Consider the following 23330-nt stretch of genomic DNA (forward strand, 5'->3'; position numbering starts at 1 on the left):
GCTCGGAGTTCATCGCATACTCCACCGCCACCAGCCCGACCGGGCCGTGGACCTACCGCGGCACGATCATGCCCACCCAGGGCAGTAGCTTCACCAACCACCCCGGAATCATCGACTACCAGGGCGGCTCGTACTTCTTCTACCACAACGGCGCCCTGCCGGGCGGCGGCGGCTACACCCGCTCGGTCGCGGTGGAGAAGTTCACCTACAACGCCGACGGCACCATCCCGACGATCAACATGACCACCACAGGGGCACCCCAGATCGGCACGCTGAACCCCTACACCCGCCAGGAGGCCGAGACCATCGCCTGGGAGTCCGGCGTCGAAACCGAGGCCTCCAACGAAGGCGGAATGAACGTCGGCTTCATCGACAACGGCGACTACATCAAGGTCAAGGGCGTCGGCTTCGGCACCGGAGCGACCTCCTTCTCCGCACGGGTCGCCTCCGGCGCCGGCGGCGGAAAGATCGAACTGCGCCGCGACAGCGCCACCGGCACCCTCATGGGCACCTGCGACGTCCCCGGCACCGGCGGCTGGCAGACCTGGACAACCGTCTCCTGCCCCGTCACCGGCGCGACCGGCACCCACGACCTGTACCTCAAGTTCACCGGCGGCAGCGGCTACCTGTTCAACCTGAACTGGTGGCAGTTCACCGGCGACGGGCCGACCACCAGCCCCTCGCCGTCTCCCTCGCTGTCTCCCTCGGCGTCTCCCTCACCGACGGGCACTCCGCAGGCGACGAACGCGATCCGGGGCACGGGCTCGGGCCGGTGCCTGGATGTCACCGAGGCCTCACAGGCCAACGGCGCGCAGGTGCAGATCTGGGATTGCAACGGGCAGTCCAATCAGCAGTGGGCCTCCACGAGCGCGGGTGAGCTGCGCGTCTACGGCAACAAGTGCCTGGACGTGAACGGCGCGGGCACGGCGGACGGCACGGCGGTGATCATCTGGGACTGCAACGGGCAGAACAACCAGAAGTGGCGCTTCAACTCCGACGGCACCATCACCGCGGTCGGGGCGAACAAGTGCCTGGACGTGTCGAACTACGGCACCGCCAACGGCAGCAAGGTGCACATCTGGACCTGCCACGGCGGCACCAACCAGCAATGGACCCGCATCTGACGCTGTCCCAGTCGCCCTGGCTGCCAGAGGATCGACCAGATCAGGGGCGGCGCGCTGAGCGCCGTCCCTGATGTGCGGGCGACAGCACAACTGTGAAGGATGAGCGGCGAACCCACGGAACCCGAGCGAGCGCCGAGCGCCGCCCGACGAGTGGGTTCGCAGCCTTCGCCGTCCGCAGGGCCGTCCGAAGACGCGCACGCCGCGGACAGGCCGCTCATGGCCGAGGGGACGACGCCCGCACCCGCACGCCCCGGCTCTCGGACCGGCCAGCCGCACGTCACGCGCGTCGGCGAGCGGCTCTCTCGATGATCGCCACCCCGGTCTCGGACTCCAGCGCCGGGGTGTAGCCGGCGGCGCGCAACCGGGCCAGCGTCTCCTCCTCGCCCACCGCACTGATCAGCACGGTCGGGGCGATCTTGCGCAGGCCCAGCGTGCGCAGCGCCTGAGAGCGGGCGAGTTCCTCGACGAGCGCTTCGTCGTCGGAACGGAGGCAGCACCCGGAGCGCACCACCCGGACGCGCCCGTGCGTACGGGCGGTGTCCTTGATCAGATATTCCAGCGGTTGCGGCAGGGGCGCCTCGGCCACCTCCGTGAGCCGCGCGAGCAGAGCGCTGGCCTCGTGCCCCCGATCGAAGGCCCGGCGCACGGTCGAACCGGAGAAGCGCCAGACCACGGCGTGCCCCTCCGACTCGCGGTCGGCGACGTCGTCGAGCAGTTCGGCGAGCTCCGGGCCGGGCATCCCGCGGACCACGGCCGTCAGGTCGGCCTGGAAGAAGGCGCTGGCCTGCGCGGGCGGGAGCATGACCGCCAGGGCGGCGGTCAGCGCGGGCTCCGGCGACGTCCACGCCTCACCGCTCAGCAACAGATCGCGTACGACACGGCCGACGCCGGTGAGGGCGCCCGCGGCGACCAGGCCGAGCGACTCGGCCTCACGCACGACGGCGCCGACCAGATCGTCGCCCGCCCCGGACTCGGCGAAGTGGTGCGGGCGGTGCCAGGCCGCCCGTTCCGTCACGTACGGCAGGCCGTCGGCGGAGACGCCCTTGCCCGGAGGAAGCGCGGCGAGCGCCTCGAAGACGGCGCCCCTGATGCCGACCGCGTTCGGATCGTCGGGCTCGGTGAGGGCGACCGGCGTCCCGGCCTCCTCCGGCCAGAACGTGTAGACGGCCGGTATGGTCGCCCAGGTGGCGATGATCGTCACCAGCCGCTCGACGGGAGACCGCTTCAGCCAGTCGTCGTACTTCGTCTTGGGCAGCAGACTCACGACCGGCTCAGGCAGCTTGCCGCGATGGCCCTTCGGCCGCTGCACCGGCTCGGCATGCAGGCCGAGCAGCCCGGCCTGCGTGGCCAGGTCGAGCCAGAACCGGGTGACGTCATCGGCCACGCCGGCCGCTTTGGCGATCCGCTTGGTGTCGCGGACCGCCAGACCGCCGGCCTTGCGCAGGAGGGGAGGCTGGTCGGCGCACGCGGCGAGCACGCGCTCGATCTGGGACAGCGCGGCGGTGGCGGCCGCCTGGGCGGAACCGTCGGCCCCGGCGGCGTCGGGCAGGCCGGCCGGGGGTCGCGGCGGCTCCGGGGCGAACGGAACGCGCAGCTCGCCGAGCGCGGCCACGGCGACCTCGATCGGCACCTCCGCCGTGTCGTACGGCCCGGCGGGCAGGAGGAGCCCGCGCGCGGCCAGCCAGTCGGTGTTCGGGTCGCCGGAACCTCCGGGCCGGAAGGCGTACTTCGGCGCCTGCTGGTAACCGAAGCCGCCGCGCGCCTGATAGGCGTGGGTGAGCACCTGCGATCCGTGCCCGATGATGTCGAGCAGCCACTCCCGGGCGTCCGCGGGGGCCTGTCCGAGCAGGGCCCGCACCCGCTCCTGGTCGGTGAGCAGGCCGAGCACGTTCCGCTCCGCGCCCTCCCGCGCCCTGGCCTTCGGGAATCCCAGGGTCTCGGCGATCGCGTGGACCTCCGGAGCGTTGAAGTGGAGCCTGATGAGCTCGGCCGCCGGGCGGCCCAGCCCCGCTGCCTCGGCGAGGTGCGCGTGGATGCCTGTGGACACGATCACCTGGTCGTCGTGCGGCGGAAGCACCAACGCCATGTCGGCGAGCGCGTCCAGAGTGGCGGCGGCGCGCGCCCGCAGGGCCGGATCACTCCCGGCCAGCAGGTCGAGCACGTCGGCGCGGGGCACTGCCCTCGTGGCCGGGTCCGCGTCATGCCAGAGGTTGAGCAGCGGCCCGTGCCGCTGCGCCGCCAGCCACGCGACGGCCGACAGCGCCTGGTGCTGAGGAAGGGTGCAGAACCGCGCGAGCGAGAGCGCCGCACGCGGCTGGAGCAGCAGCCGGGCGAGGTCCTGCGGGGTTACGTCGTCATCGGAGGTGAACCCGACCCGGGCGAGGATCAGCCGCCGGCCCTCTGGCGACTTCGTCTTCAGCCATGTCGCCAGGCGGCGCCGGGTGCTCACCACCGCAGCGTATTACGCCGCGTCCGGTGGCCGGACCTGTCGCCGGTTCACGCCCCGATGCGAGCCGCCGGGTGGAGTCGCTTCTCCACGGCATGGACTGCCGGACCCGCAAGCTCCCGGGCAAGCGGCACGATCCGTGCGCGCCGAGTCCCCCGGCGCGCAGGGGTTTCCCCGTACAGGCGTGGCGGCGCGCCCCCACCTCGTGGACCGATGGGCGGGCGTCGTGGTTTCACTCGGTGAGATAGCGCTGGACCGTGGGACTCAGCCAGGCGATGAGCTCTTCCTCCGTTGCCGCCGCCATCGGCGGGAATTTCAGGATGTAGCGGGACAGGGCCAGGCCCAGGAGTTGCGAGGCGACCAGGGAGGCCCGCAGGGGAGCGCGCTCCGGATCGCCGGTCAGTTCGATCACGAGCGGCATGACCTGGCCGCCGAAAATCGTCCGCATGCGTTCGGCGGCGGCCTCGTTCGTCACGCCGGTGCGGAGCAGGACCTGCAGCCCTTCGTCGGCCTCCCACTTGCGCAGGAAGTGGCGGACCAGGCCGGCACCGGCCTGGTCCGGCGCCAAGTCGGGCAGTTCCAGGTCGAATTCGGCCGCGGCGGCGAACAGCTTCTCCTTGGTGCCGAAGTAGCGCATGACCATGGCCGGGTCGATCCGCGCGTCGGCGGCGATGGCCCTGATGGTGGCCTTGTCGTAGCCGTCGGCGGCGAAGCGTTCGCGGGCCGCGGCAAGGATCACGGCCTTGGTCTCGGCGGAGGATCTCCTCATGTCAACGATTGTAGGCCAACAAGTGTTGACTTTCCATTCGTGGCGGGCTTACGTTCATGCCAACAACCGTTGACCAAGGAGGCGCCATGAACGCCGAAGTGCTCATCGTCGGAGCCGGACCCGCCGGGCTCACCGCCGCGATCGTCCTGGCGCAGCACGGGCGGCAGGTCATGATCGTGGACGCGCAGGCGGAGGGCGCCAACACCTCTCGCGCCGCCGTCGTGCACGCACGCACTTTGGAAGTCCTGAAGCCGTACGGCGTGGCGGACCGGCTGGCCGCGCACGGCATCCACACTCCGGTCTTCACCATCCGCGACCGCGACAAGGTGCTGATGCCGGTGCCCTTCGGCGGCCTGCCCACCGCCTACCCCTACACCCTGATGCTCTCCCAGGCCGACACCGAGGCCCACCTGCTGGCCCGTTTCCAGGAGCTCGGCGGCAAAGTGATCAGGCCCGCCCGGGTGAGCCGCGTCGAGCACGACGCCGACGGCGTCACCGCCGTCCTGGACGACGGGCAGCAGATCCGGGCCGCCTACCTGATCGGCGCCGACGGCCTGAACAGCACCGTCCGCCAGAGCGCCGGGATCGGCTTCACCGGCGGCACCTACGCCGAGTCGTTCGTCCTGACCGACGTCCGCCTGTCCGGCGGGGTGCCACGGAACGAGGTCATCCTGTACTTCTCGCCCGCCGGGCTGGTCGTCGTCGCCCCGCTGCCCGGCGGCCTGCACCGCATCGTCGCCACCGTGGACGAGGCTCCCAAAGAGCCCGGCATCCCCTTCGTGCAGCACCTGCTCGACACCCGCGGCCCCGAGGCCGAGCCCGCACGGGTGCAGGAGCTGATCTGGAGCTCGCGATTCCGGATCCACCACCGCATCGCCGACACCTACCGCCAGGGCCGCCTCCTACTGGCCGGCGACGCCGCCCACGTGCACTCGCCCGCCGGCGGCCAGGGCATGAACCTGGGCATCGACGACGCCGTACACCTGGGCGAGGCGCTGGCCCGGGTGCTCGACGGCGAACCGGACAGCCTGCTCGACTCCTACGCTGCCACCCGCCGCGCGCAGGCCGAGCAGGTGGTCGCCCTCGCCGGGCGGCTCACCAAGCTGGCCACCGCCGCCGCCGGCCGCCGCGTGCTGCGCAACCTCATCCTCGCCCTGGCCGGCCACATCCCCGCCGTCCGCACCCGGCTGGCCTGGCAGTTGTCCGGCCTGTGCAGACGGCACGCCGCGTGAACCTGTCCGCGTTCCTGCCGGGCCTCCTCTTCCGGCCCACCTTCCGCAGCTTCGTGCTGGCTGATTTCGCGGCGAACGGCATCGCCGCCCAGCCGATCACCTACCGGCGGCTCTGAAGCCGACCGTGACCGTCGCCCTGTCGATCCTGTGAGCGCGGCACGCTGGGGAACTCTGCCCGCTACTCCTCGGGGTCGCTCACGGCCACTGCCGGCGCGTCGCCGTACATCGCGTCATGCTGCTTGCGTGGGGCGCAGACGCTGGCCTTGGAGCAGGCGCAGCGGCGGCCGCCCTCGTTGAGGCGGACGATGACGGAGTCGGACGGCACGTTGTGCCCCACCACCGTGCCCGGACCCTGCGGGGTGTCCACCGCGAGGCCCGTACGCGGCGCCGACGCCCGGAACTCCTGGTAGAGCGGGTGCTCGTATTTCAGGCAGCACATCAGCCGGCCGCAGGCGCCCGCGATCCTGAGCGGGTTGACCGGGAGGTCCTGGTCCTTGGCCATCCGCACCGAGACCGGCTCGAAGTCCTTGAGGAACGTCGCGCAGCACAGGTCGCGTCCGCAGGGGCCGATGCCACCCTGGAGCCTGGCCTCGTCACGCGGGCCGATCTGCCGCAGCTCGACCCGGGCACGCAGGTTGCGGGCCAGGTCGCGCACGAGCGCCCGGAAGTCGACCCGGTGGGGCGCGGAGAAGTACACGGTGTAGACGTTGTCGGCGTCCAGGTAGTCGACGCCGACCACCTTCATCGGCAGCTCGTGCCGTTTGATCAGGCGCTTGGACACGCTGCGGGCCTCCGCCCTGCGGCGGCGGTTGGTCTCGTCGCGGGCCAGGTGCTCCTCGGCCGCGATGCCCTGGCAGACGGGCAGGCCCTCGACGTCCTCGCTCACGTACTGCGGCGCCCACACGCACTCGGCGACCTCGGGCCCGGAGTCGGTCGGCACGAGGACCTTGTCGCCCACCTTGGGAGAGTGGCCGCCCGGATCGAGGTAGTAGAGCCGTCCGTAGCGGGTGAAGCTCACCGCCATCATCATGCCCAAGCGCCGGCCCTCCTCGATCCGTACGGCTAACGCGTCCGAACCCACCATACGTGCCGTACGGCACCGGCAATCATCGCCTGTGGACAACCTCCGGCGGATCGGGAGACCCGGCCCGCCGGAGGACTCCGCCTACAGACCGCCTACCAGGCCGCCTACCAGGCCGCCGTCCGCGCGACGCCGCCGTCGTCCGTGAACAGCGTGCGGTATCCGGATTCCGTCACCTGTCCCGTCTCGTCCAGCCCGACCACCAGCACGAACCGCCCGGTGCCGTCCACGTCGACACGCTCGAAGAGAGGCCGTCTTTCCTCATCGCGATAGAGGGTCTGCACGGCCTGCCCGGTGCCGACGTCGTACGCCACGACCTCGGCGACGGCCCCCGCGAGCTTGGTCACACCCTGCACCTGCGCCAGCCTGCTCCAGCCCACCGTAGCCAGGACGCGTCCTCCGTCCGGCGTGAGGGCGACGTCATGGACCCCGCCCGTCGTCGGGGCGGACGATCCTCCCAGCGTGATCGTACGCACGTCGTCGAGGCCGCCGGAGGTGCCGGTGTCGAGCACCCACACGGTGCGGGACATCGAGCACTCCCAGGCGACCTCCGTCGCCGGTCTGGCGGAGGAAGGCGCCGTGCCCGAGACCGGATTCTCCGTCGGATTCTCCACCGCGCTGGCCGGTATCAGGCAGGTCCACCCCTTGGGCAGCGGCGGAGCGGAGGGCTCGGCCGACTCCGCCACGGGCTGCTCTCGCGGTGCGGCCCCCGCTTCCGGTTCCGCCGAAGCAGCCGGGAACGGCGCCGCCCCCGGTTCTTCCGGGGTCACGCGGGACTCCGGCAGGACGCCGCCGTCGTCCTGTGGGAGAGCCGATTCCACGGCGGCGGGGGATGCGGAGGTCGTCTCCGGCATGGCTTCCGGCTCCGCGGTGGCTACCGGCTTCGGGGTGGCTACCGGCTCCGCGGTGGCTACCGGCTCCGCGGTGGCTACCGGCTTCGGGGGCGCTTCCGCCGGGACGGCCGGCTCCGTGGTCGCCTCCGTCGACGTGCCCCAGACCGCACCAGCCCGGCGGAACACGAGGGTGCGCCCGTCCTCGCTCATCGAGACGTCCCGGACGGCCGACGTGCGCGCGGACGTCCAGGTGCGGCTGTCACCGGTCGCCGTATCCGTGACGACCAGAGAGGCGCCCTTATCGCTTGGAGCGCAAGAGGACAGCCCGTAGGCCAGCGTGGAGCCGTCCCCGTTCACCGCGAGCGAGGTGACGGCGGTGCCCTCCGGCGGCGTGAACGGGAGCGCGCCGATGGAGCCGACCTCCCCGCTGTCGCTGAGACTGAACCGGTAGAAGCGGGACCGGCACGTGTCCTGCTCGGTCACGGCGTAGAAGAGCCGGTTGTCCCGGGTGGCCTGCACCTGGGTGAACCGCTCGCCCCCCGGTCCCGGCACCGTGGCCGTCACGTGGCCGTCGGCGACGCTCCTGACCGCCATGTCCCCGGAGCGGATCTGCACGAGGAAGGACGGCTGGACGGCGGGGCCCGCCGTCGTGCCGGCGGCCGTGTCCATGGTCCCGCCGCCGTGGCGCGCGACCGCCGCCCCGCCCGCGACCGCGACCGTCACGGCGGCCGCCGCCGCGACCGGAATCAACCAGGACCTCGTCCGCCTGGAGCCCGCAGGCGTACGGCGGACGGGCGCGGTGGCCGGGTCGAACGGCGGGACGGCCTCGACCGTCTCCCCCACCGCGTGGGCGGCGTCCTGCAACCGGCGGATCACGTCGTCGTTCATCGGGTCTCTCCCAGGAGGCGGCCGAGCGCGTCGAGCGCCCGGGAGGTGGTGGACTTCACGGTGCCCCGGCTGATCTTCATGACCCGGGCCGTCTCCTCTTCGGACAGCTCGGCGTAGTAGCGCAGGACCAGGGCCTCACGCTGGCGCGGGGGCAGGCGGTGGAGGGCCTCCATGACCTCCCGCCGCTCCGCGCCGAGGATCGCGGCCGACTCGGCCGACCAGACGGGCGGGTCGTACGTGCCGGCGAACCAGGACGGCAGCCGCCGCCTGCGCAGCACGGAGCGGGCGTTGTTCAGCACCGCGGCACGCACGTAGACGAGCGCCTTGTCCCGGTCACGCAGGCCGTCGAAGCGCCGGTGCAGGCCGAGGAACGCCTCCTGCACCACGTCCTCGGCGCTCTCCCGGTCGCCGACCATGATCAGGGCCAGCCGGGTGAGGCCGAGGGCGTGCTCGGCGTAGAGCCCGCTGATCGTGTCGTCGGCGCCCGCCGACAGGGGCGGGACACTCACGGGCCCCCCGGATTGCTGATCGAGATCGAGCGTTTCGGCCTTCATGTACCAGAGACGCCGTACGCCCGCCGGGGTTGCTCGCGTCCTATGCGGGCGAGCGGAGAGCGAGGGTCATGGCTTCGACCGCGATCTGCGGGTTCACATTGGCCGCCAGCCGCTCCCGGCACTTCATGATCGCATCAGTACGGCGGAGCGTCTGCTCGGCGGTGGACGCGCGCGCGACCGCCTCCACCTCGTGCCTGCGGTCCTCGTTGGCCAGCTCGACCGGGGCCCCGAACTGCACGGCCAGCACGTCACGGTAGAACGCCACGAGTTCGAGCAGCGCGAGGTCGAGGGAGTCGCGCTTGATGCGGGTCGCCCGCGACTTCTGCATCGTCTCGAGTTCCTTGAGCGCTCCCGCGCCGCCCCGCACGAGGCCCTTGTTGAGCCCCTTGCCGGAGGAGCCCTCGCCGTAGACCTTGCGCAGCTCGGCGGTCTCGACCTCGTTCAACGCGGTCGTGGCCGCGTCCGCGTCCTCGGTGGAGGTTTTCACCAGCCGCTCGGCGGCGGTGATGCACTCCGCCACACCGGTCAGCGACCGGGGGATCGACAGCACGTCGTCGCGCCGGCGCCGCGCCTCCTCGTCCAGCGCGAGCCGCCGCGCCCGGCCGATGTCCCCCTGGGCCGCCCGCGCGGCGTCGAGCGCCACGTCGTGGGGCACCCCGTCGCGGGTCACCAGCACGTTCGCGACCGCCTCGGTGGAGGGCGTGCCCAGCGTCACGACCCGGCAGCGCGAGCGGATCGTGATGATCATGTCGTCCGGGGAGGGCGCGCACAGCAGCCACACGGTCCGCGGCGGCGGCTCCTCGATGGCCTTGAGCAGCGCGTTGGCCGCCGCCTCCGTCACCCGGTCGGCGTCGTCGAACAGCACGATCCGCCACCGGCCGAGCGTGGGCGCCCCCGCCGCCTTGAGCACGAGTTCGCGCGTCTGGCGCACGCTGTACGACAGGCCCTCGGGCCGGACGAACGTGACGTCCGGGTGCGAGCCGACCTCGACCTGATGGCAGTCGTCGCAGTGGCCGCACCCCTGGTCGGGGCAGAGCAGCGAGGCCGCGAACGCCGTGGCTGCCGCGGACCGCAGGGCCGGCCCGGTGAACAGCCAGGCGTGGGTCATGCCCGCGCCGCGCCCTCCGGCGATGGCCTCCGCGGCGGCCGACGCGGCCCGCCGCATCACGTCGATCGCCCGGTCCTGCCCGATCAGATCCCCGAAAACGGTCATGTGCGGCTACCCGAAGTCGCGGATGGCGGGCATCGTGCCGGTGGCCTCCTCGGCCTCCTGCGGCACCGGGTCGGGCAGGATCTCACGCACCCGGTCCTGGATCAGGCGCGTCACCTCGCGCTGGTCAAGCGTGCCGTCCACCATGAGGTAGCGGTCGGGGTCGGCCGCGGCCAGCGCCCGGAACTCCCGCCGCACCCGCTCGTGGAACTCCAGCGGCTCGGCTTCGATGCGGTCGGCGGGCGAGGCCATCCGCCGCAGCCCGACCGCGGGCGGCACGTCGATGAGCACGGTCAGGTCGGGGACGAGCCCGCCCGTCGCCCACCTGTTGATCCTCGCGACGTCCTCCTGGTCGAGAGAACGCCCGGCGCCCTGGTAGGCCAGGGACGAGTCCACATACCTGTCGGAGATCACCGTCGAGCCGCGCTGCAGGGCGGGCCTGATGACCTTCTCCACGTGCTCGGCCCGGTCGGCGGCGTAGAGCATGGCCTCGGCCCGCGGGGACAGGCCCTGGTGGGCGGCGTCGAGCAGGATCGCCCGCAACCGCATGCCGACCTTGGTCGAGCCCGGCTCGCGGGTCTGCACGACGTCGAAGCCCTGGTCGCGCAGCCAGATCGCGAGCAGCCGCGACTGGGTGGTCTTGCCCGAGCCCTCGCCGCCCTCGAAGGCGATGAACAGACCGCGCTCGGGGTCCGCCTCCTCCGGCACGAACCGCCGCCCGCGCAGGGCGGTCAGCAGGTCGACCGCGATGGGAACCCCCGGCCGGTCGTCCATGTGCCGCAGCGCGACCACCCCGACGGCGATCGCCAGCAGCGCGCCCAGGAGCAGCACGAGGTTCGTGCCGTCGAAGCGGTAGCTGATGCCGGCGACCCCGAGGGCGTGCGTGCCGAACAGCGCGGCCAGCGTCGAGGCCACCGCCACGACCAGCAGCAGCACCACCCGGGCCAGCGACTGCAGGAAGGAGAACGTGCGGCCGCGCAGCCCGTCCTCCACTTCTAGGCCGATCACCGTGTAGCCGATGATCCAGGCGATGCCGGCGCAGGCGCCCAGCAGCACGGTCAGCACGACCACGACGACCAGGTTCTGGATGAGCGCGACGGCGGCCAGCGTCAGCCCCGCGAGCACGATCGACAGCCCGAACAGCCGCCGCCTGGACAGGCCCTTCAGCAGCCGCAGGCCGAAGAACATGCCGAACGCCATGCCGAGGAAGACGGCGCAGAAAACGGCGCCGTACCCCGCGTCACCGCCGCCCAGGGCCTGCACGTACGCCTTGGCGACGCCCACGACGGCGCCACCGGCGGCGAACGCCCCGAGCATGCCGATGATCAGGCCGCGCACGATGCGATTGCCGCCGACGAACCGCCATCCCTCGGTGATCTGCCGGAGCACCGAGGGCGTGGACACGTGGCTGATGTGGTTCTTCGGAATGGCCCGCAGTGTGAAGACCATCACGGCGGAGGCGAGATAGGCCAGCGCGTTGGCGTACAGCGCGACGCTGGTGGCGGCGACGTCGAACGACGGGGCGGCCGCCGAGATCGTCGTGACCACGCCCGACACGATCGCGAACAGCGCCGCGGCCACGGGGGCGGTGCCGTACGTGACGAGGAGATTGAGCTGGTTGGCCTCCTCGAGCCGCTCCTTGGGCACGAGGTTGGGCACGGTGGCGTCCTTGGCCGGCACCCAGAAGAGGTTCACGCACTCGACCAGGAACGTCGCGATGATGACCCACTGGTAGTTGCCGACCAGCGGGATCGACAACACCACCGCGAACCTGGCGAGGTCGGCGACGACCATCGTCACCCTGCGGTCGAACCGGTCGGCCACCGCTCCCGCGAGCGGGCCGAGCAGGATCGCGGGCAGCATCTTGGCGACGAAGACGCCGCCGATGGCGAGGCTCTGCGCCTGGAAGCCGGACCTCGCGGTCAGGTTACCGGCCAGGGCGGTCAGCGCGATGATGTTGAGCCAGTCGCCGAGGCTGCACGTCGCCATCGCCGTCCACAGCCTGCGGAACGGCGCGTTCGCCAGCACGTGCGGCTGCTTGCGGCGCGCGGCGGCCCGGCCAGTGGTGCTCATGATGTCAGCGTATCCAGGTGCTCGCTGGGCTTGGGAGACGGACGAGCGGGCCGCTGGGGCCTGCCCGTCGCCTGAGGGTATTACGTCCGCCTCGTCCTCGCTGTCGAGATGGCGCCAATGCTCTGCCCGATTCCGCTTCCGGGGATCCGGAGCGGTCAGGCGCGCAGCTCGATGAGGGTGATCTCGGGCGGCGCGCCCACGCGGACCGGCGGCCCCCAGAAGCCCGCACCTCGCGTCACGTAGACCTGGGTGTCGCCGCCGCCCGTGCGCGGCACGCTCGCCAGCCCCGCCACCACGGGCTGCTGCAGCGGCACGAGCAGGTTGAACGGCGCCATCTGCCCACCGTGGGTGTGCCCAGACAACTGGAGATCGACGCCGTGCGCGGCGGCCTGCGTCACCTGGACGGGCTGGTGGGCCATGAGCACGACGGGCCGGTTCGCGTCGCGGCCCCCGAGCGCCTTGTCGAGGTCCGGGCCGTCGCCCGACGGCACGCCGTTGAGGTCGTTGACGCCCGCGAGGTCCAGTACGGCTCCCGCGTGCCGGATCTCGACTCGCTCGTTGCGCAGCGGCCGGACGCCCAGCGAGCGCAACTCCTCGATCCATTCCTGGGGGCCCGCGGCGGTGTAGTACTCGTGGTTGCCGGTCACGAAATACGCGCCGTAGCGGGATTCGAGGGACCTGAGGGGCGTGGCGAGACGGCCGAGCTCGGCGACCGTGCCGTCCACCAGGTCGCCCACGATCGTCACCGCGTCGGCCTCCAGGCCGTTGATCATCCGGACGATCCGCTCGGTGTGCCCCCGGCCGCTCAGCGGGCCGAGGTGGATGTCGCTGACGACCGCGATGCGCAGCCCGCTCATCCGGGGGTCGAGCCGGGGCAGGCGAATCGGCACCCGCTCGATCACCGGATCGCCGAGGGCCCGGCTCACGCCATACCCCACGGTCGCGAGCGCTCCCGCGGCCACGACCGCGGAGGCCGTACGGGAGATGAACAACCGGCGGTCGATCGCCGGGGCGTCCGCCACGGCCCCCTCCACCGCCGGCCTGCCTGTCGTGGCCGTGCCGTGAGCGGTGGCGCCTCCCCCTGCCGCCGCTCCGGCGAGGACCACCTCGTCCACCGGCGCCGTCTCCCCCTCGGCCCGCTCGGCCGGGGCCGCGGTCTCGGCCGTACGGAGGTGTCTGGACACGACGAACGTCGCGACCGCCCTGGGCACCTCCATGACCAGGCCGAACACGAACAGGTAGAACATCACGGCCAGCCACAGGTAACCGGGCCAGGCCACGACCCGCTCGACGTCCATGCCGAGGCCGAGCCGGCTCCCGGCGAAGGTCACCACCATCAGGGCGGCGAGGATCACGAGCGCCCACGTCAGCACCCGGCGCGGACGCGATCCCGGCGTCGTCGACGCCCTGACGAGCCGCCGCCACAGATACACGTGCACAACGACGACGGCCGCCAAAATCATGCCGACGAACCCCACGAGAACTCCCCTCGACCGGCTGGCGATCAAGGGCCGGCTGACGACGATGCTACGAGCTCACGCCGACAGCCGCGTCCGTTGTCCACAGGTAGGCCGGGTGTCCACAGGTAGGCCGGGTGTCCACAGCCAGGCCTGGGGTGTCCACAGGCGCGGCGACGCGATGCGCAGCCGCGCCCGGGCATGCCACCGCACCGGCCACCGCACCGGCCCACCGCACCTGCCATCACACCGGCCCACCGCACCTGTCACCGCGCCCTGGCGGGACCGCGAGACGCGGGGACCGGGGGTCAGGACTTCCCGGCGGGCTTCTTCGCGGCGGTCCTGGCCCGGGTCGTGCGCTTGGGGGCGGGCGCCCGCTCCCGCCGCTCGGCCAGCAGCTCCGCCGCCCGCTCCAGCGTGATGTCCTCGACCGTGTCGCCCTTGCGCAGGGACGCGTTGGTCTCGCCGTCGGTGACGTAGGGACCGAAGCGGCCCTCCTTCACCACGATCGGCTTCTTGGAGTTCGGGTCCTCGCCCAGCTCACGAAGGGGCGGCGCCGCGGCGGCACGGCCGCGTCCACGGGCCTTCGGCTGCGCGAACAGCTCCTTGGCCTGCTCGATCGTGACCGTGAGCAGGTCCTCCTCCGAGGTCAGCGAGCGCGAGTCGGTGCCCTTCTTGATGTAGGGCCCGAACTTGCCGTTCTGCGCGGTCACCTCCTCGCCGTCGATCTCGCCGACGACCCTGGGCAGCTGGAGCAGCTTCAGCGCCTGCTCCAGGGTGATCGTGTCGAGGGACATCGTCTTGAACAGCGAGCTGGTCCGCGGCTTGGGCGCGTCGGCCTTCTTCGTCCGCTTCTTTCCGTCGGCCGGCGCGGGCTCCTCGGGCAGGATCTCCGTGACGTACGGGCCGAAACGGCCGTCCTTGGCCACGATTTTCCGGCCGGTCGCCGGGTCGACGCCCAGCTCGCGGTCGCCACTCGGGCGCGAGAACAGTTCCTCGGCCTTCTCGGCGGTCAGCTCGTCCGGCGCCATGTCCTCGGGAATGTTCACCCGGGCGCCGTCGCGGTCGAGGTAGGGGCCGTAGCGGCCGACCCTGATCACGATGTCCGTCCCCTTGATCGGGAACGAGCTGATCTCCTTGGCGTCGATCTCGCCGAGGTCGGTGACCATCTCCTTCAGGCCCTCGTCGCCGTCGCCGCCGCCGAAGTAGAACCGGCGCAGCTCGGGCACCCGCTCGGCGCGGTCGTTGGCGATGTCGTCGAGGACCTTCTCCATCTCGGCCGTGAAGTCGTAGTCGACCAGGTTGCCGAAGTGCTGTTCGAGCAGGTTGACCACGGCGAACGCGAGGAACGACGGCACCAGGGCGGTGCCCTTCTTGAACACGTAGCCCCGGTCGAGGATCGTTCCGATGATCGACGCGTACGTCGACGGACGCCCGATCTCCCGGTCCTCCAGCTCCTTGACCAGCGACGCCTCGGTGTAGCGCGCGGGCGGCTTGGTCGAGTGCCCGAGCGCGGTCAGCTCGGCCGCCGTGAGCCGGTCGCCCTCGGTCAGCGTGGGCAGGCGCTTCTCCGAGTCGTCCCGGTCGGTCGAGGGGTCGTCCGCGCCCTCCACGTACGCCTTGAGGAAGCCGTAGAAGGTGATCGTCCGGCCGGTGGCGCTGAACTCCACGTTCTCGCCGGCGCTGGACGTGCCGCCGACCTTGACCGACACCGACTCGCCGACCGCGTCCTTCATCTGGGAGGCGACCGTACGCTGCCAGATCAGCTCGTACAGCCGGAACATGTCCCCGGACAGGCCGGTCTCGCCCGGCGTCCGGAACTCCTCGCCGGACGGCCGGATGGCCTCGTGCGCCTCCTGGGCGTTCTTCACCTTGCTGGTGTAGACGCGCGGCTTGTCCGGCACGTACGCCGAGCCGTACAGCTTGATCGCCTGGCTGCGGGCGGCGGCGACGGCGGTCTCCGACAGCGTGATGCTGTCGGTACGCATGTAGGTGATGTAGCCGTTCTCGTACAGCCGCTGCGCCACCTGCATCGTGTACTTGGCGGAGAAGCCCAGCTTGCGGCTCGCCTCCTGCTGCAGCGTCGTGGTCCGGAACGGCGCGTACGGCTTGCGCGTGTACGGCTTGCGCTCCACCGAACGCACGGCGTACGAGGCGCCGGCGAGCCGGCCGGCGAGGGCGGTCGCGGCGGCCTCGTCGAGGTGCAGGATGTCGGGGCTCTTGAGACGTCCGGTGGAGGCGAAGTCGCGGCCCTGGGCCACGCGCCTGCCGTCCACACCGGTCAGCGTGGCGGAGAACGTCCGGGTGTCGTCGCCCGCCCGGCCGGTGTCGAACAGCGCCTGCAGGTCCCAGTAGTTGGCGGCGGTGAACGCCATGCGCTCCCGCTCGCGCTCCACCACCAGCCTGGTGGCGACCGACTGGACACGACCGGCGGAAAGCCGCGGCTTGACCTTTTTCCACAGGACCGGGCTGACCTCGTAGCCGTAGAGGCGGTCGAGGATGCGCCGGGTCTCCTGGGCGTCCACCAGGCGGAGGTTGAGGTCGCGGGGATTGGAGACCGCGTCCCTGATCGCGTGAGGGGTGATCTCGTGGAACACCATGCGGTGCACCGGGATCTTGGGCTTGAGCACCTCGCGCAGGTGCCAGGCGATCGCCTCGCCCTCCCGGTCCTCGTCGGTGGCCAGGTAGAGCTCGTCGGCTTCCTTGAGAAGCTGCTTGAGCTTGGACACCTGCGACTTCTTGTCCGGGTTCACGACGTAGAGCGGCTCGAACTCGTGGTCGACGTTCACCCCGAGGCGGGCCCATGCCTCGCTCTTGTACTTCTCCGGGATGTCATCGGCCTTCTCCGGAAGATCGCGGATGTGGCCGATGCTCGACTCGACGATGTAGCCGCGCCCGAGGTACCCGGCGATCGTCTTCGCCTTCGCGGGCGATTCCACGATCACCAGGCGGGTTCCGCCGGCGTTGCCGTTGTTGGCTGGCACGCTGCTTCCTACCTCGCTGTCCGCTGTCATTCCCCGTGCTGCCGGGCTTCGTACTCCCGGCTCATGACACCCTCGTCATCCGGGCCGGGGGCGCTTACCCCCGTGGGGCGCCGACGAGGCGCCGCTTTGACGGTACCTGCCGCCGCACGTTCCTCCCCCTCGGGCTACCCGGTTATGTCCGGGAATGTAACCCGCCTGGCGCTGTTATCCACGGAGACGCAGAATAGAGCCCATCGAGTTCCCTAGCACGCCCCGGAGACCAATGGCTGTGCTCGACTACTCCTATCTGGACCTGTATCTCCCTCGGGGCACCCCTCGTGAGGTGGCGAGGCAGATGCTCACAGAGCATGCCGAGCACGGAGACTGGGAACTGGAGCGGCTACGCCTTTATCCCGACGGCAGCAGGCGCGTCCGGCTGCGTCGGAAGATCATACGGGCCGCCCGGACCATGTGAGCCCCGGGGGCGCGGACGCCACGGTCAAAAGGGCTTTGCCCATCCGCAATGTGGTCGGCGCCATGACCGTAAGTGCTCCATCCGTCCCGAAACAGTACCCGACAAAAGGGCTTTGCCCGCCCCGGGCCGCGCCCCCGGAACGGGCAAAGCGTTCGTGCCTCCCTCCACTGGCGGTGGGGGGGCGTCCTGGTCGCCCGCGCCGGGAGCACCTGTCGGACACTCCCTGGCGCGGGCGAGTGATATCCCTCGCCTCCGTCAGCCGCGCGCCGCCGGATCACTTCCGTACGGCCGTCGCCGCCGGAGGCGTTCCCGTGCCGTCACGCGCGGCCGTACGACTACTTGCGGCCGAACCGGAAGCGGCGGGTGACGGCGAACAGGCTCGCCGAGGCGGCGAACATGGCGCCGATGGCCAGGGCGAGGAACGACGCCGGGTTCATCCCGGTCAGGCCGACGGGCTGCTCGGCGCTCATCAGCTTGAGAGGGCTCAGCTTGCCCAGCGGCAGCACGTCGGCGCTCTTCCCGAGGTCGCCCGTCGGGAGGTCGCGCGCCGTGTCGGAGACGGGCAGCGAGGCGGTCGCGTCCTCCAGCGTCTGGTTCGTGGGCAGCGAACGAGTCGCGCCGTCGAGCGTGCCGCCGGCCTTGGAGACGGCCGCGGGGGTGCTGCCACCCTTCGCGCCCTTCCCGGCGGGGACGGCGGGCAGGCTCGGCGTCTCCGGCAGGCCGAGCATGTTCGGCAGGTCCCCGACCACCGGAGCGGAAGGAGTGGCGGCGGCGCTCATCGGCTGCACCGTGTGCTTGCCCGACAGCACCGACGCGCCCGGCATGGCGGGCATGACCCCGCCGCGGGCGGCCTTGTGCTGCGGGTGGGCCCAGTAGCCGTGGCCCTTCCAGCCGCCCACCTGGGCGCCGCCCAGGCACCCCGCGGCGGCGTCGCCGAGCACGGCGACGGAGTTGCCGCAGACGTTGATCGGGGCGGTGATCGGGGCGACGATCTGGTTGCCCGCGAGGATCCCGTGCCTGCCCGAGGTGATGTTGCCGCCCGCACCGGCACCGCCGCCGAGGACCGAGGCGCCGCCCCGGCAGCCCGCGTGGGACCGGCCGATGACGCTCACCGCGTTGCCGCAGACGTTGATCGGGGCCGTGATCGGGGCGACCACCTGGTTGCCTCCGAGGATCGAGCCGCGGCCGGACGTGACGTTCCCGCCGGCGCCCCAGCGGCCGCCGTGCCTGCTCCAGCCGCCGATCACGGTCGCGCCGCCGCGGCAGCCCGCGAAGGCGTGACCGACGACCGCGACGGCGTTGCCGCAGACGTTGATCGGCGCGGTGATCGGCGCGACCACCTGGTTGCCGCCGCCGACGCTGTGCACCCCGCTGGTGCGGTTGCCGCCCGCGCCGCCGCCGGACCAACCGCCGGACCAGCCGCCGTGACCACCGTGCCCGCCGTGACCACCGTGACCGGGCGTGGAGCCGCCGTGGCAGCTGCCCGAGCCGTTGCCGCACACGTCGGCCGGCGTGGTGATCGGCGCGACCACCTGGGTGCCGCTGCCGGCCGAGTAGCGGCCGTCGGTGTCGTGGCCGGTCGAACCGGGACGGTGCCAGTGACCGCCTCCGTGGTGGCCGCCGTACCCGCCGTGACCACCGTGACCGCCGTGTCCGTGGCCGCCGTGGCCGCCGGAACCGCCCACGGACGAACCGCCGCGGCAGCCCGAGAACGCGTCGCCGAGGACCGCGACGGAGTTGCCGCAGACGTTGACGGGCGCGGTGATCGGCGCGACCACCTGGTTGCCGCCCAGGATCGAGCCACGGCCGCTGGTGCGGTTGCCACCCGCACGGACGCCGTCACGGCCGCCACCGACGAAGGCGCCGCCACGGCACCCGGCGGTGGCGTCGCCGAAGACGGCGATCGAGTTGCCGCACAGGTTGATCGGCGCGGTGATCGGCGCGACCACCTGGTTGCCGCCCCCGATGCTGTGCACCCCGCTGGTGCGGTTGCCGCCCGCGTTCGCGCGCCGCCCCGAGCCCTTGACCGCCGCGCCGCCCCGGCAGCCCGCGTCGGACCGGCCGAAGACGGACACCGCGTTGCCGCAGGCGTTGATCGGCGCGTTGATCGGCGCGACCACCTGGTTGCCGCCGAGGATGCTGCCCTCACCGGAGGTCCTGTTGTGTCCGGCACCCACGCCCGCACCCTGTGCGGTCGCGCCGCCCAGGGAGGAGGCCCGGGAGTCGCCGGCGACCGCCACCGCGTTGCCGCTGATGTCGATCGGCAGGGTCACCGGGATGTCGACCTGGTTGCCGCCGAGCACCGAGTGACTGCCATCGGTGTCGGCGAAAGCCGTACCGCTGCCAAGGGCCATGACGCCGGCGGCCAGAAACGCCGCGGAGGCCGAGCCCTTCGCCCACGTTCGCATGATGAATGCTCCTAGTGGTTCTTCTAGGGGGGTTACCTGACAGCTCGCGACGCATGTCCAGGCCGCATGAGCACAGCGGAGCCGTGGACGGTCACGAGGATGGGAAATTCCGCGTCACCCGCGGGAGCCTGCCGCCCGGGCACCACGAGCGAGGGCAGGCGGTGGCACCGGTCGCCGTACGACGGGGACCGGTACGAAGGCGGGATCAGTCAGGAGAGAAAGACGGGTCGTCCGCCGCTGTGCGGACCACCGGGGGAACAACCGCCGCCAGTGGGGCGGGCAGCTTGGTGAGGCGCGGTTCGAACACATCCCGCGCGACATCCCCGAACAGGATGTTTCCACCGCTCGACTGCGGGACCAGGCCCTGGTCTGCGGGCGCGTGGTCCGCGGTGGAGGGCGGAGGGAGCAGAGGCTTCGACTGGCTGGTGAGCCCGTCGACCGTGCGCCCCGCCATCGCCTCGGCGTTCGCCGAGACGTCGTCCGCCGCCGTGGGGAAACCGTCGGTGCTCTTCCCGTGGGACTCGACCGCGCCCGGCGAGGGCGGCAGACCGAGGTCCGGACCTGAGAGACGATCGGGAAGAGCCGACCCGGCGACATCATGTGAGGGTGCGGTCCCGGCCACGGACGTCGCCGTGCCGAAGACACCGAAGTTCACGCCGAGCAGCCATCCGGCGGCGATCAGCCCGCCGATGACCAGCAGGCGGCCCAGACGGGAGCCGGCCGCGAACCGCGCCATCCGGCTCCGCTCCGCAGAGCCGGGAGACGTGACGCGCACGCCGGGAACGGCGGCGGGCGAACTCGCCCTCCGCTGTTCCTGCGACGTGCGCGTCACGCGACCTCCCCAAACCGCTGAGTCAACAGTCCGCTGGGTCAACCCGGTGCGGATCCAACCCCCAACGGAGAGTTACTGTAGCGGCACGGCATGTGATCGCAAGGGCTTTCTCAGCAGTATTCGAGGAAACGGTCAAGGACCCGGACGCCAAACCGGAGCGAATCAACCGGAACCCGCTCGTCGACGCCATGGAACATCCCGGAGAAGTCCAAGCCTTCGGGAAGGCGCAGCGGCGCGAAGCCGTAGCCGCTGATGCCGAGGCGGCTGAACGCCTTGAGGTCGGTGCCGCCGCTCAGCGTGTACGGCACGGCCCGCGAGCCCGGGTCCTCCTCGTGCAGCGCGTCCGCCATCGCCTTGACCAGCGGGCCCTTGAAGGGGGTCTCGACTGCCACGTCGTGATAGACGAACTCCCTGGTCACGTTCGGCCCGAGCAGCTCGTCCACGGTCTGGAAGAACTCGTCCTCGTACCCCGGCAGGAACCTGCCGTCCACGTGCGCGGTCGCGATCTGGGGGATGACGTTCGCCTTGTAACCCGCCTGGAGCATGGTCGGGTTGGTCGTGTTGCGGAGAGTGGCGCCGATCATCCGGGCGAGCGGCCCGAGGGTGGCCACCGCCGCCTCCGCGTCCTCCGCCTTTACCTCCGTGCCGAAGACCTCCTCGAAGAACGCCTGCACGGTGGGCGTGAGCCGCACCGGCCACTTGTGACGGCCGAGCCTGCCGACCGCCTCGGCGAGCTCGGTCACGGCGTTGTCGTCGTTGAGCATCGAGCCGTGCCCGGCCCTGCCCTTGGCGGTCAGGCGCATCCAGGCGATGCCCTTCTCCGCCGCCTCGATCAGGTAAAGCCGGCCCTTCTCGGTGGTCACGCTGAAGCCGCCGACCTCGCCGATGGCCTCGGTGCAGCCCTCGAAGACCTCCGGATGCCGCTCGGCCAGCCACTGGGCGCCGTAGTGGCCCCCGGCCTCCTCGTCCGCAGTGAAGACGAGGACGACGTCCCTGGGCGGCCTGCGCCCCTCGCTCAGCCGCCGCCGCACGACGGCGAGGATCATCGCGTCCATGTCCTTCATGTCGACCGCCCCGCGGCCCCAGACGCAGCCGTCGGCGATCTCGCCGCTCAGCGGGTGGTGGGTCCAGTCGTCGGCGTCGAACGGCACGACGTCCAGATGACCGTGGAGGACCAACGCGTCCCTGCCCGGGTCGGTGCCCTCGACCCGGGCGACCACGTTCGCCCGTCCGGGATCGGACTCGAGGATCGTCGGCTCCAGGCCGACCTCCGACAGCTTGCCGGCCACGTACTCCGCGGCCTCGCGTTCCCCGGGCCCCGCGTTGTCCCCAGCGTTGACCGAGTCGATGCGGATCAAGTCGCGGCACAGCTCTGCGACCTCGTCCTCCCCGTAGCGTGGGGTCATTACGCCTCCTCCTGCCGGGTGGGCCGGTCAGCGGCCCCCCGCCTTTCCCGTCGTACGGCTCGCGCCTCCATCCTGCCGCCGTACAGGCGTGACGTTCACCCCCGGGCTCCGGCGATCTGCGTGAGGGCCGTTTCCCGGTATGAACCAGGGGCGAGAGAGTGCTAACCTGTATCAGCCGACGCGGGATGACGATCCTGCGTGAGGCACCACGTCCGGGTGGCGGAATAGGCAGACGCGCTAGCTTGAGGTGCTAGTGCCCAGTGATGGGCATGGGGGTTCAAGTCCCCCCTCGGACACCAGAGAGGCCCCGAGAAGATGCAGGTCATCGGCTCGGGGCTTTGTCGTGCTCGCGCTTGTGTGCCTTCAGTAGCTGCCACGGTCGCCTCGTCGACATCGACGACGCGCGGCTTGCAGTCTTGGACGGCCCCTCCTCCGCACAGCCGGTCCAGGTCCGGTTCTACGTCTGCGGCCCTACGAGCAGTCTCCACGACGGGGAGAAATGGCCCGCCCACCCGACCGGCGATGTCGTGCCGGTCGTCTCCGAGGAGACGATGAAGAGCTGAGGTCCGTACGGCTCGCGCCACCCCACCTGGCGCGAGCCGTACGCTCGTCAGCTCTTCCTGAGGGACCAGACGCTATCAGCCTTGATCGTGACGAGGATCGTTCCGCCGGGGAGCGGGACTTCACCGTGCCAACTGCCGATCTCGTTGATGAGCAGTTCCCTGCTCGACTCGGTCCAGGCCTCTACGATGAAGTTCTCGCTCCCCGAGTGCCGCGCGTTCACCGTCGTGAGGCCGGAGCTCTGCGGCGAGACGATGGCCACCTCGTCGCCACGACCCGTGAGCGAGTCGCCAGACCAGACGCGGGCCATCGACAACGGCTTCAACGTGATCGTCCACGCCCCATCGGCTTGGATCTTCAGCGCGGCCGTCTCCTTGCCGTCGTCCTCGTTGAGCAGGACGCTCCCCTTGTAGTTGCCGATCTCGTTGACGATCGCGCCTTGCTCTGCGCCGCCGGGGTCGAGCGGGGAGACGATGAAGTTCGAGCCTCCGCGATGAGTGAGGGTGACCAGCCACACGGCCGACCAGTCGCTCTTGCGCAGCTTGAGGACCTTCGCCCCGGCGCCGCTGTAGGTGCGCGGCTTGGGCTGGGGTCGGCCGGCGCGCTCGACTTGCGGGCCTTCACGACGGGGCTCGTCGTGCTCGACGTGTTGGAGGCGAGGGAGCCGATGGCGGCCATGCAACCGAAGAGGAGGACGAACGGCAGCCCGATCACCAGCAGCCAGAAGACGGGTCCCTTGCCCTTCTTCCGGTGAGGGGGCGGTGGTTGCCAGGCGGGCGGCCGCTGACCAGGCCCGCCGTACGGAGGCTGTTGGGGGTTTCCGCCGTATAGGTGCTGGCCGGCGGGTGGTCCGTAGGGACCGTTCGGCGGGCTGGGCTGCTGATGCATGCCGTTACTCCAGAGGCTCGGGTTGCTCTGTGCGGTAGGGGGACGTGGTCTCGACGGGGAGGGTTGGCGGCCGAGATTGGAACGTTGCAAAAACTCGTTGAGCGCCGTCCGGGACCGCACGGAACGGGGG

16 protein-coding genes and 1 tRNA gene are annotated in these 23330 nt (G+C 71.4%); 4 read left to right on the forward strand and 13 right to left on the reverse strand.

The genetic code is table 11. The features are described from left to right. Positions 1-1124 (forward strand): lectin (locus tag HHX35_RS42755; protein ID WP_259405467.1); only part of this gene is annotated, 1124 nt, incomplete at its 5' end. Between the two features lie 277 nt (positions 1125-1401). Here the strand turns inward: HHX35_RS42755 and HHX35_RS44795 are convergent. Both HHX35_RS44795 and HHX35_RS27575 read right to left on the reverse strand, forming a co-directional pair. Next, the gene (locus tag HHX35_RS44795) at positions 1402-3573 is read right to left on the reverse strand and encodes a helicase-associated domain-containing protein (protein ID WP_182901633.1); all 2172 of its coding nucleotides are present in this window, start codon (positions 3571-3573) and stop codon (positions 1402-1404) included. Positions 3574-3802: 229 nt separating this feature from the next. Next, complete coding sequence (locus tag HHX35_RS27575) at positions 3803-4339, reverse strand: TetR family transcriptional regulator (protein WP_182901634.1); 537 nt, start codon at positions 4337-4339, stop codon at positions 3803-3805. 56 nt (positions 4340-4395) lie between these two features. On the opposite strand from HHX35_RS27575, the gene HHX35_RS27580 reads away from it, so the two are divergent. Continuing rightward, a complete protein-coding gene (locus HHX35_RS27580; RefSeq protein ID WP_182901635.1) occupies positions 4396-5571 on the forward strand; it encodes an NAD(P)/FAD-dependent oxidoreductase in 1176 nt (391 codons plus the stop codon). Positions 5572-5749: 178 nt separating this feature from the next. Here HHX35_RS27580 and HHX35_RS27585 read toward each other — a convergent pair whose 3' ends face one another. The 7 genes from HHX35_RS27585 to topA all read right to left on the reverse strand — a co-directional run bounded on the left by HHX35_RS27585 (position 5750) and on the right by topA (position 16651). Then, the gene (locus HHX35_RS27585) at positions 5750-6601 is read right to left on the reverse strand and encodes a regulatory iron-sulfur-containing complex subunit RicT (protein WP_182901879.1); all 852 of its coding nucleotides are present in this window, start codon (positions 6599-6601) and stop codon (positions 5750-5752) included. Between the two features lie 158 nt (positions 6602-6759). Continuing rightward, positions 6760-8373 (reverse strand): hypothetical protein, encoded by a 1614-nt coding sequence (locus HHX35_RS27590; RefSeq protein ID WP_182901636.1) that lies wholly within the window; start codon positions 8371-8373, stop codon positions 6760-6762. Continuing rightward, positions 8370-8882, reverse strand: coding sequence for a SigE family RNA polymerase sigma factor (locus tag HHX35_RS27595; RefSeq protein ID WP_240809040.1), 513 nt, complete (start codon positions 8880-8882; stop codon positions 8370-8372). Before HHX35_RS27595 ends, HHX35_RS27590 begins: the two co-directional genes overlap by 4 nt. An 85-nt stretch (positions 8883-8967) precedes the next feature. After that, positions 8968-10140: a DNA polymerase III subunit delta' gene (locus HHX35_RS27600; protein ID WP_182901637.1), complete on the reverse strand. Its 1173-nt coding sequence runs from the start codon at positions 10138-10140 to the stop codon at positions 8968-8970. 6 nt (positions 10141-10146) lie between these two features. After that, positions 10147-12210, reverse strand: a complete 2064-nt coding sequence (tmk, locus tag HHX35_RS27605) for a dTMP kinase (protein WP_182901638.1) — start codon at positions 12208-12210, stop codon at positions 10147-10149. 155 nt (positions 12211-12365) lie between these two features. Beyond that, on the reverse strand, positions 12366-13688 hold the full coding sequence (locus HHX35_RS27610; RefSeq protein WP_310739342.1) for a metallophosphoesterase: 1323 nt from the start codon (positions 13686-13688) through the stop codon (positions 12366-12368). 287 nt (positions 13689-13975) lie between these two features. Next, on the reverse strand, positions 13976-16651 hold the full coding sequence (gene topA, locus HHX35_RS27615; RefSeq protein ID WP_310739343.1) for a type I DNA topoisomerase: 2676 nt from the start codon (positions 16649-16651) through the stop codon (positions 13976-13978). 268 nt (positions 16652-16919) lie between these two features. Between topA and HHX35_RS27620 the strand changes: the two genes are divergently transcribed. Continuing rightward, a complete protein-coding gene (locus HHX35_RS27620; RefSeq protein WP_079320786.1) occupies positions 16920-17105 on the forward strand; it encodes a DUF5703 family protein in 186 nt (61 codons plus the stop codon). A gap of 335 nt (positions 17106-17440) precedes the next feature. On the opposite strand, the gene HHX35_RS43835 is transcribed toward HHX35_RS27620, so the two are convergent. The 3 genes from HHX35_RS43835 to HHX35_RS27635 form a co-directional block, all read right to left on the reverse strand. Beyond that, on the reverse strand, positions 17441-19513 hold the full coding sequence (locus tag HHX35_RS43835; protein ID WP_182901640.1) for a chaplin family protein: 2073 nt from the start codon (positions 19511-19513) through the stop codon (positions 17441-17443). 205 nt (positions 19514-19718) lie between these two features. Next, the gene (locus HHX35_RS27630; protein ID WP_182901641.1) at positions 19719-20345 is read right to left on the reverse strand and encodes a hypothetical protein; all 627 of its coding nucleotides are present in this window, start codon (positions 20343-20345) and stop codon (positions 19719-19721) included. 110 nt (positions 20346-20455) lie between these two features. Further along, the gene (locus tag HHX35_RS27635; RefSeq protein WP_182901642.1) at positions 20456-21751 is read right to left on the reverse strand and encodes a M20/M25/M40 family metallo-hydrolase; all 1296 of its coding nucleotides are present in this window, start codon (positions 21749-21751) and stop codon (positions 20456-20458) included. A gap of 210 nt (positions 21752-21961) precedes the next feature. Here HHX35_RS27635 and HHX35_RS27640 point away from each other — a divergent pair. Beyond that, positions 21962-22050, forward strand: a tRNA-Leu gene (locus HHX35_RS27640). 311 nt (positions 22051-22361) lie between these two features. On the opposite strand, the gene HHX35_RS27645 is transcribed toward HHX35_RS27640, so the two are convergent. Then, a complete protein-coding gene (locus HHX35_RS27645) occupies positions 22362-22994 on the reverse strand; it encodes a hypothetical protein (protein WP_182901643.1) in 633 nt (210 codons plus the stop codon). Positions 22995-23330: the final 336 nt, after the last annotated feature.

The organism is Microbispora sp. H10830 (genome assembly GCF_014161375.1).
GTDB classification, from domain to species: domain Bacteria; phylum Actinomycetota; class Actinomycetes; order Streptosporangiales; family Streptosporangiaceae; genus Microbispora; species Microbispora catharanthi.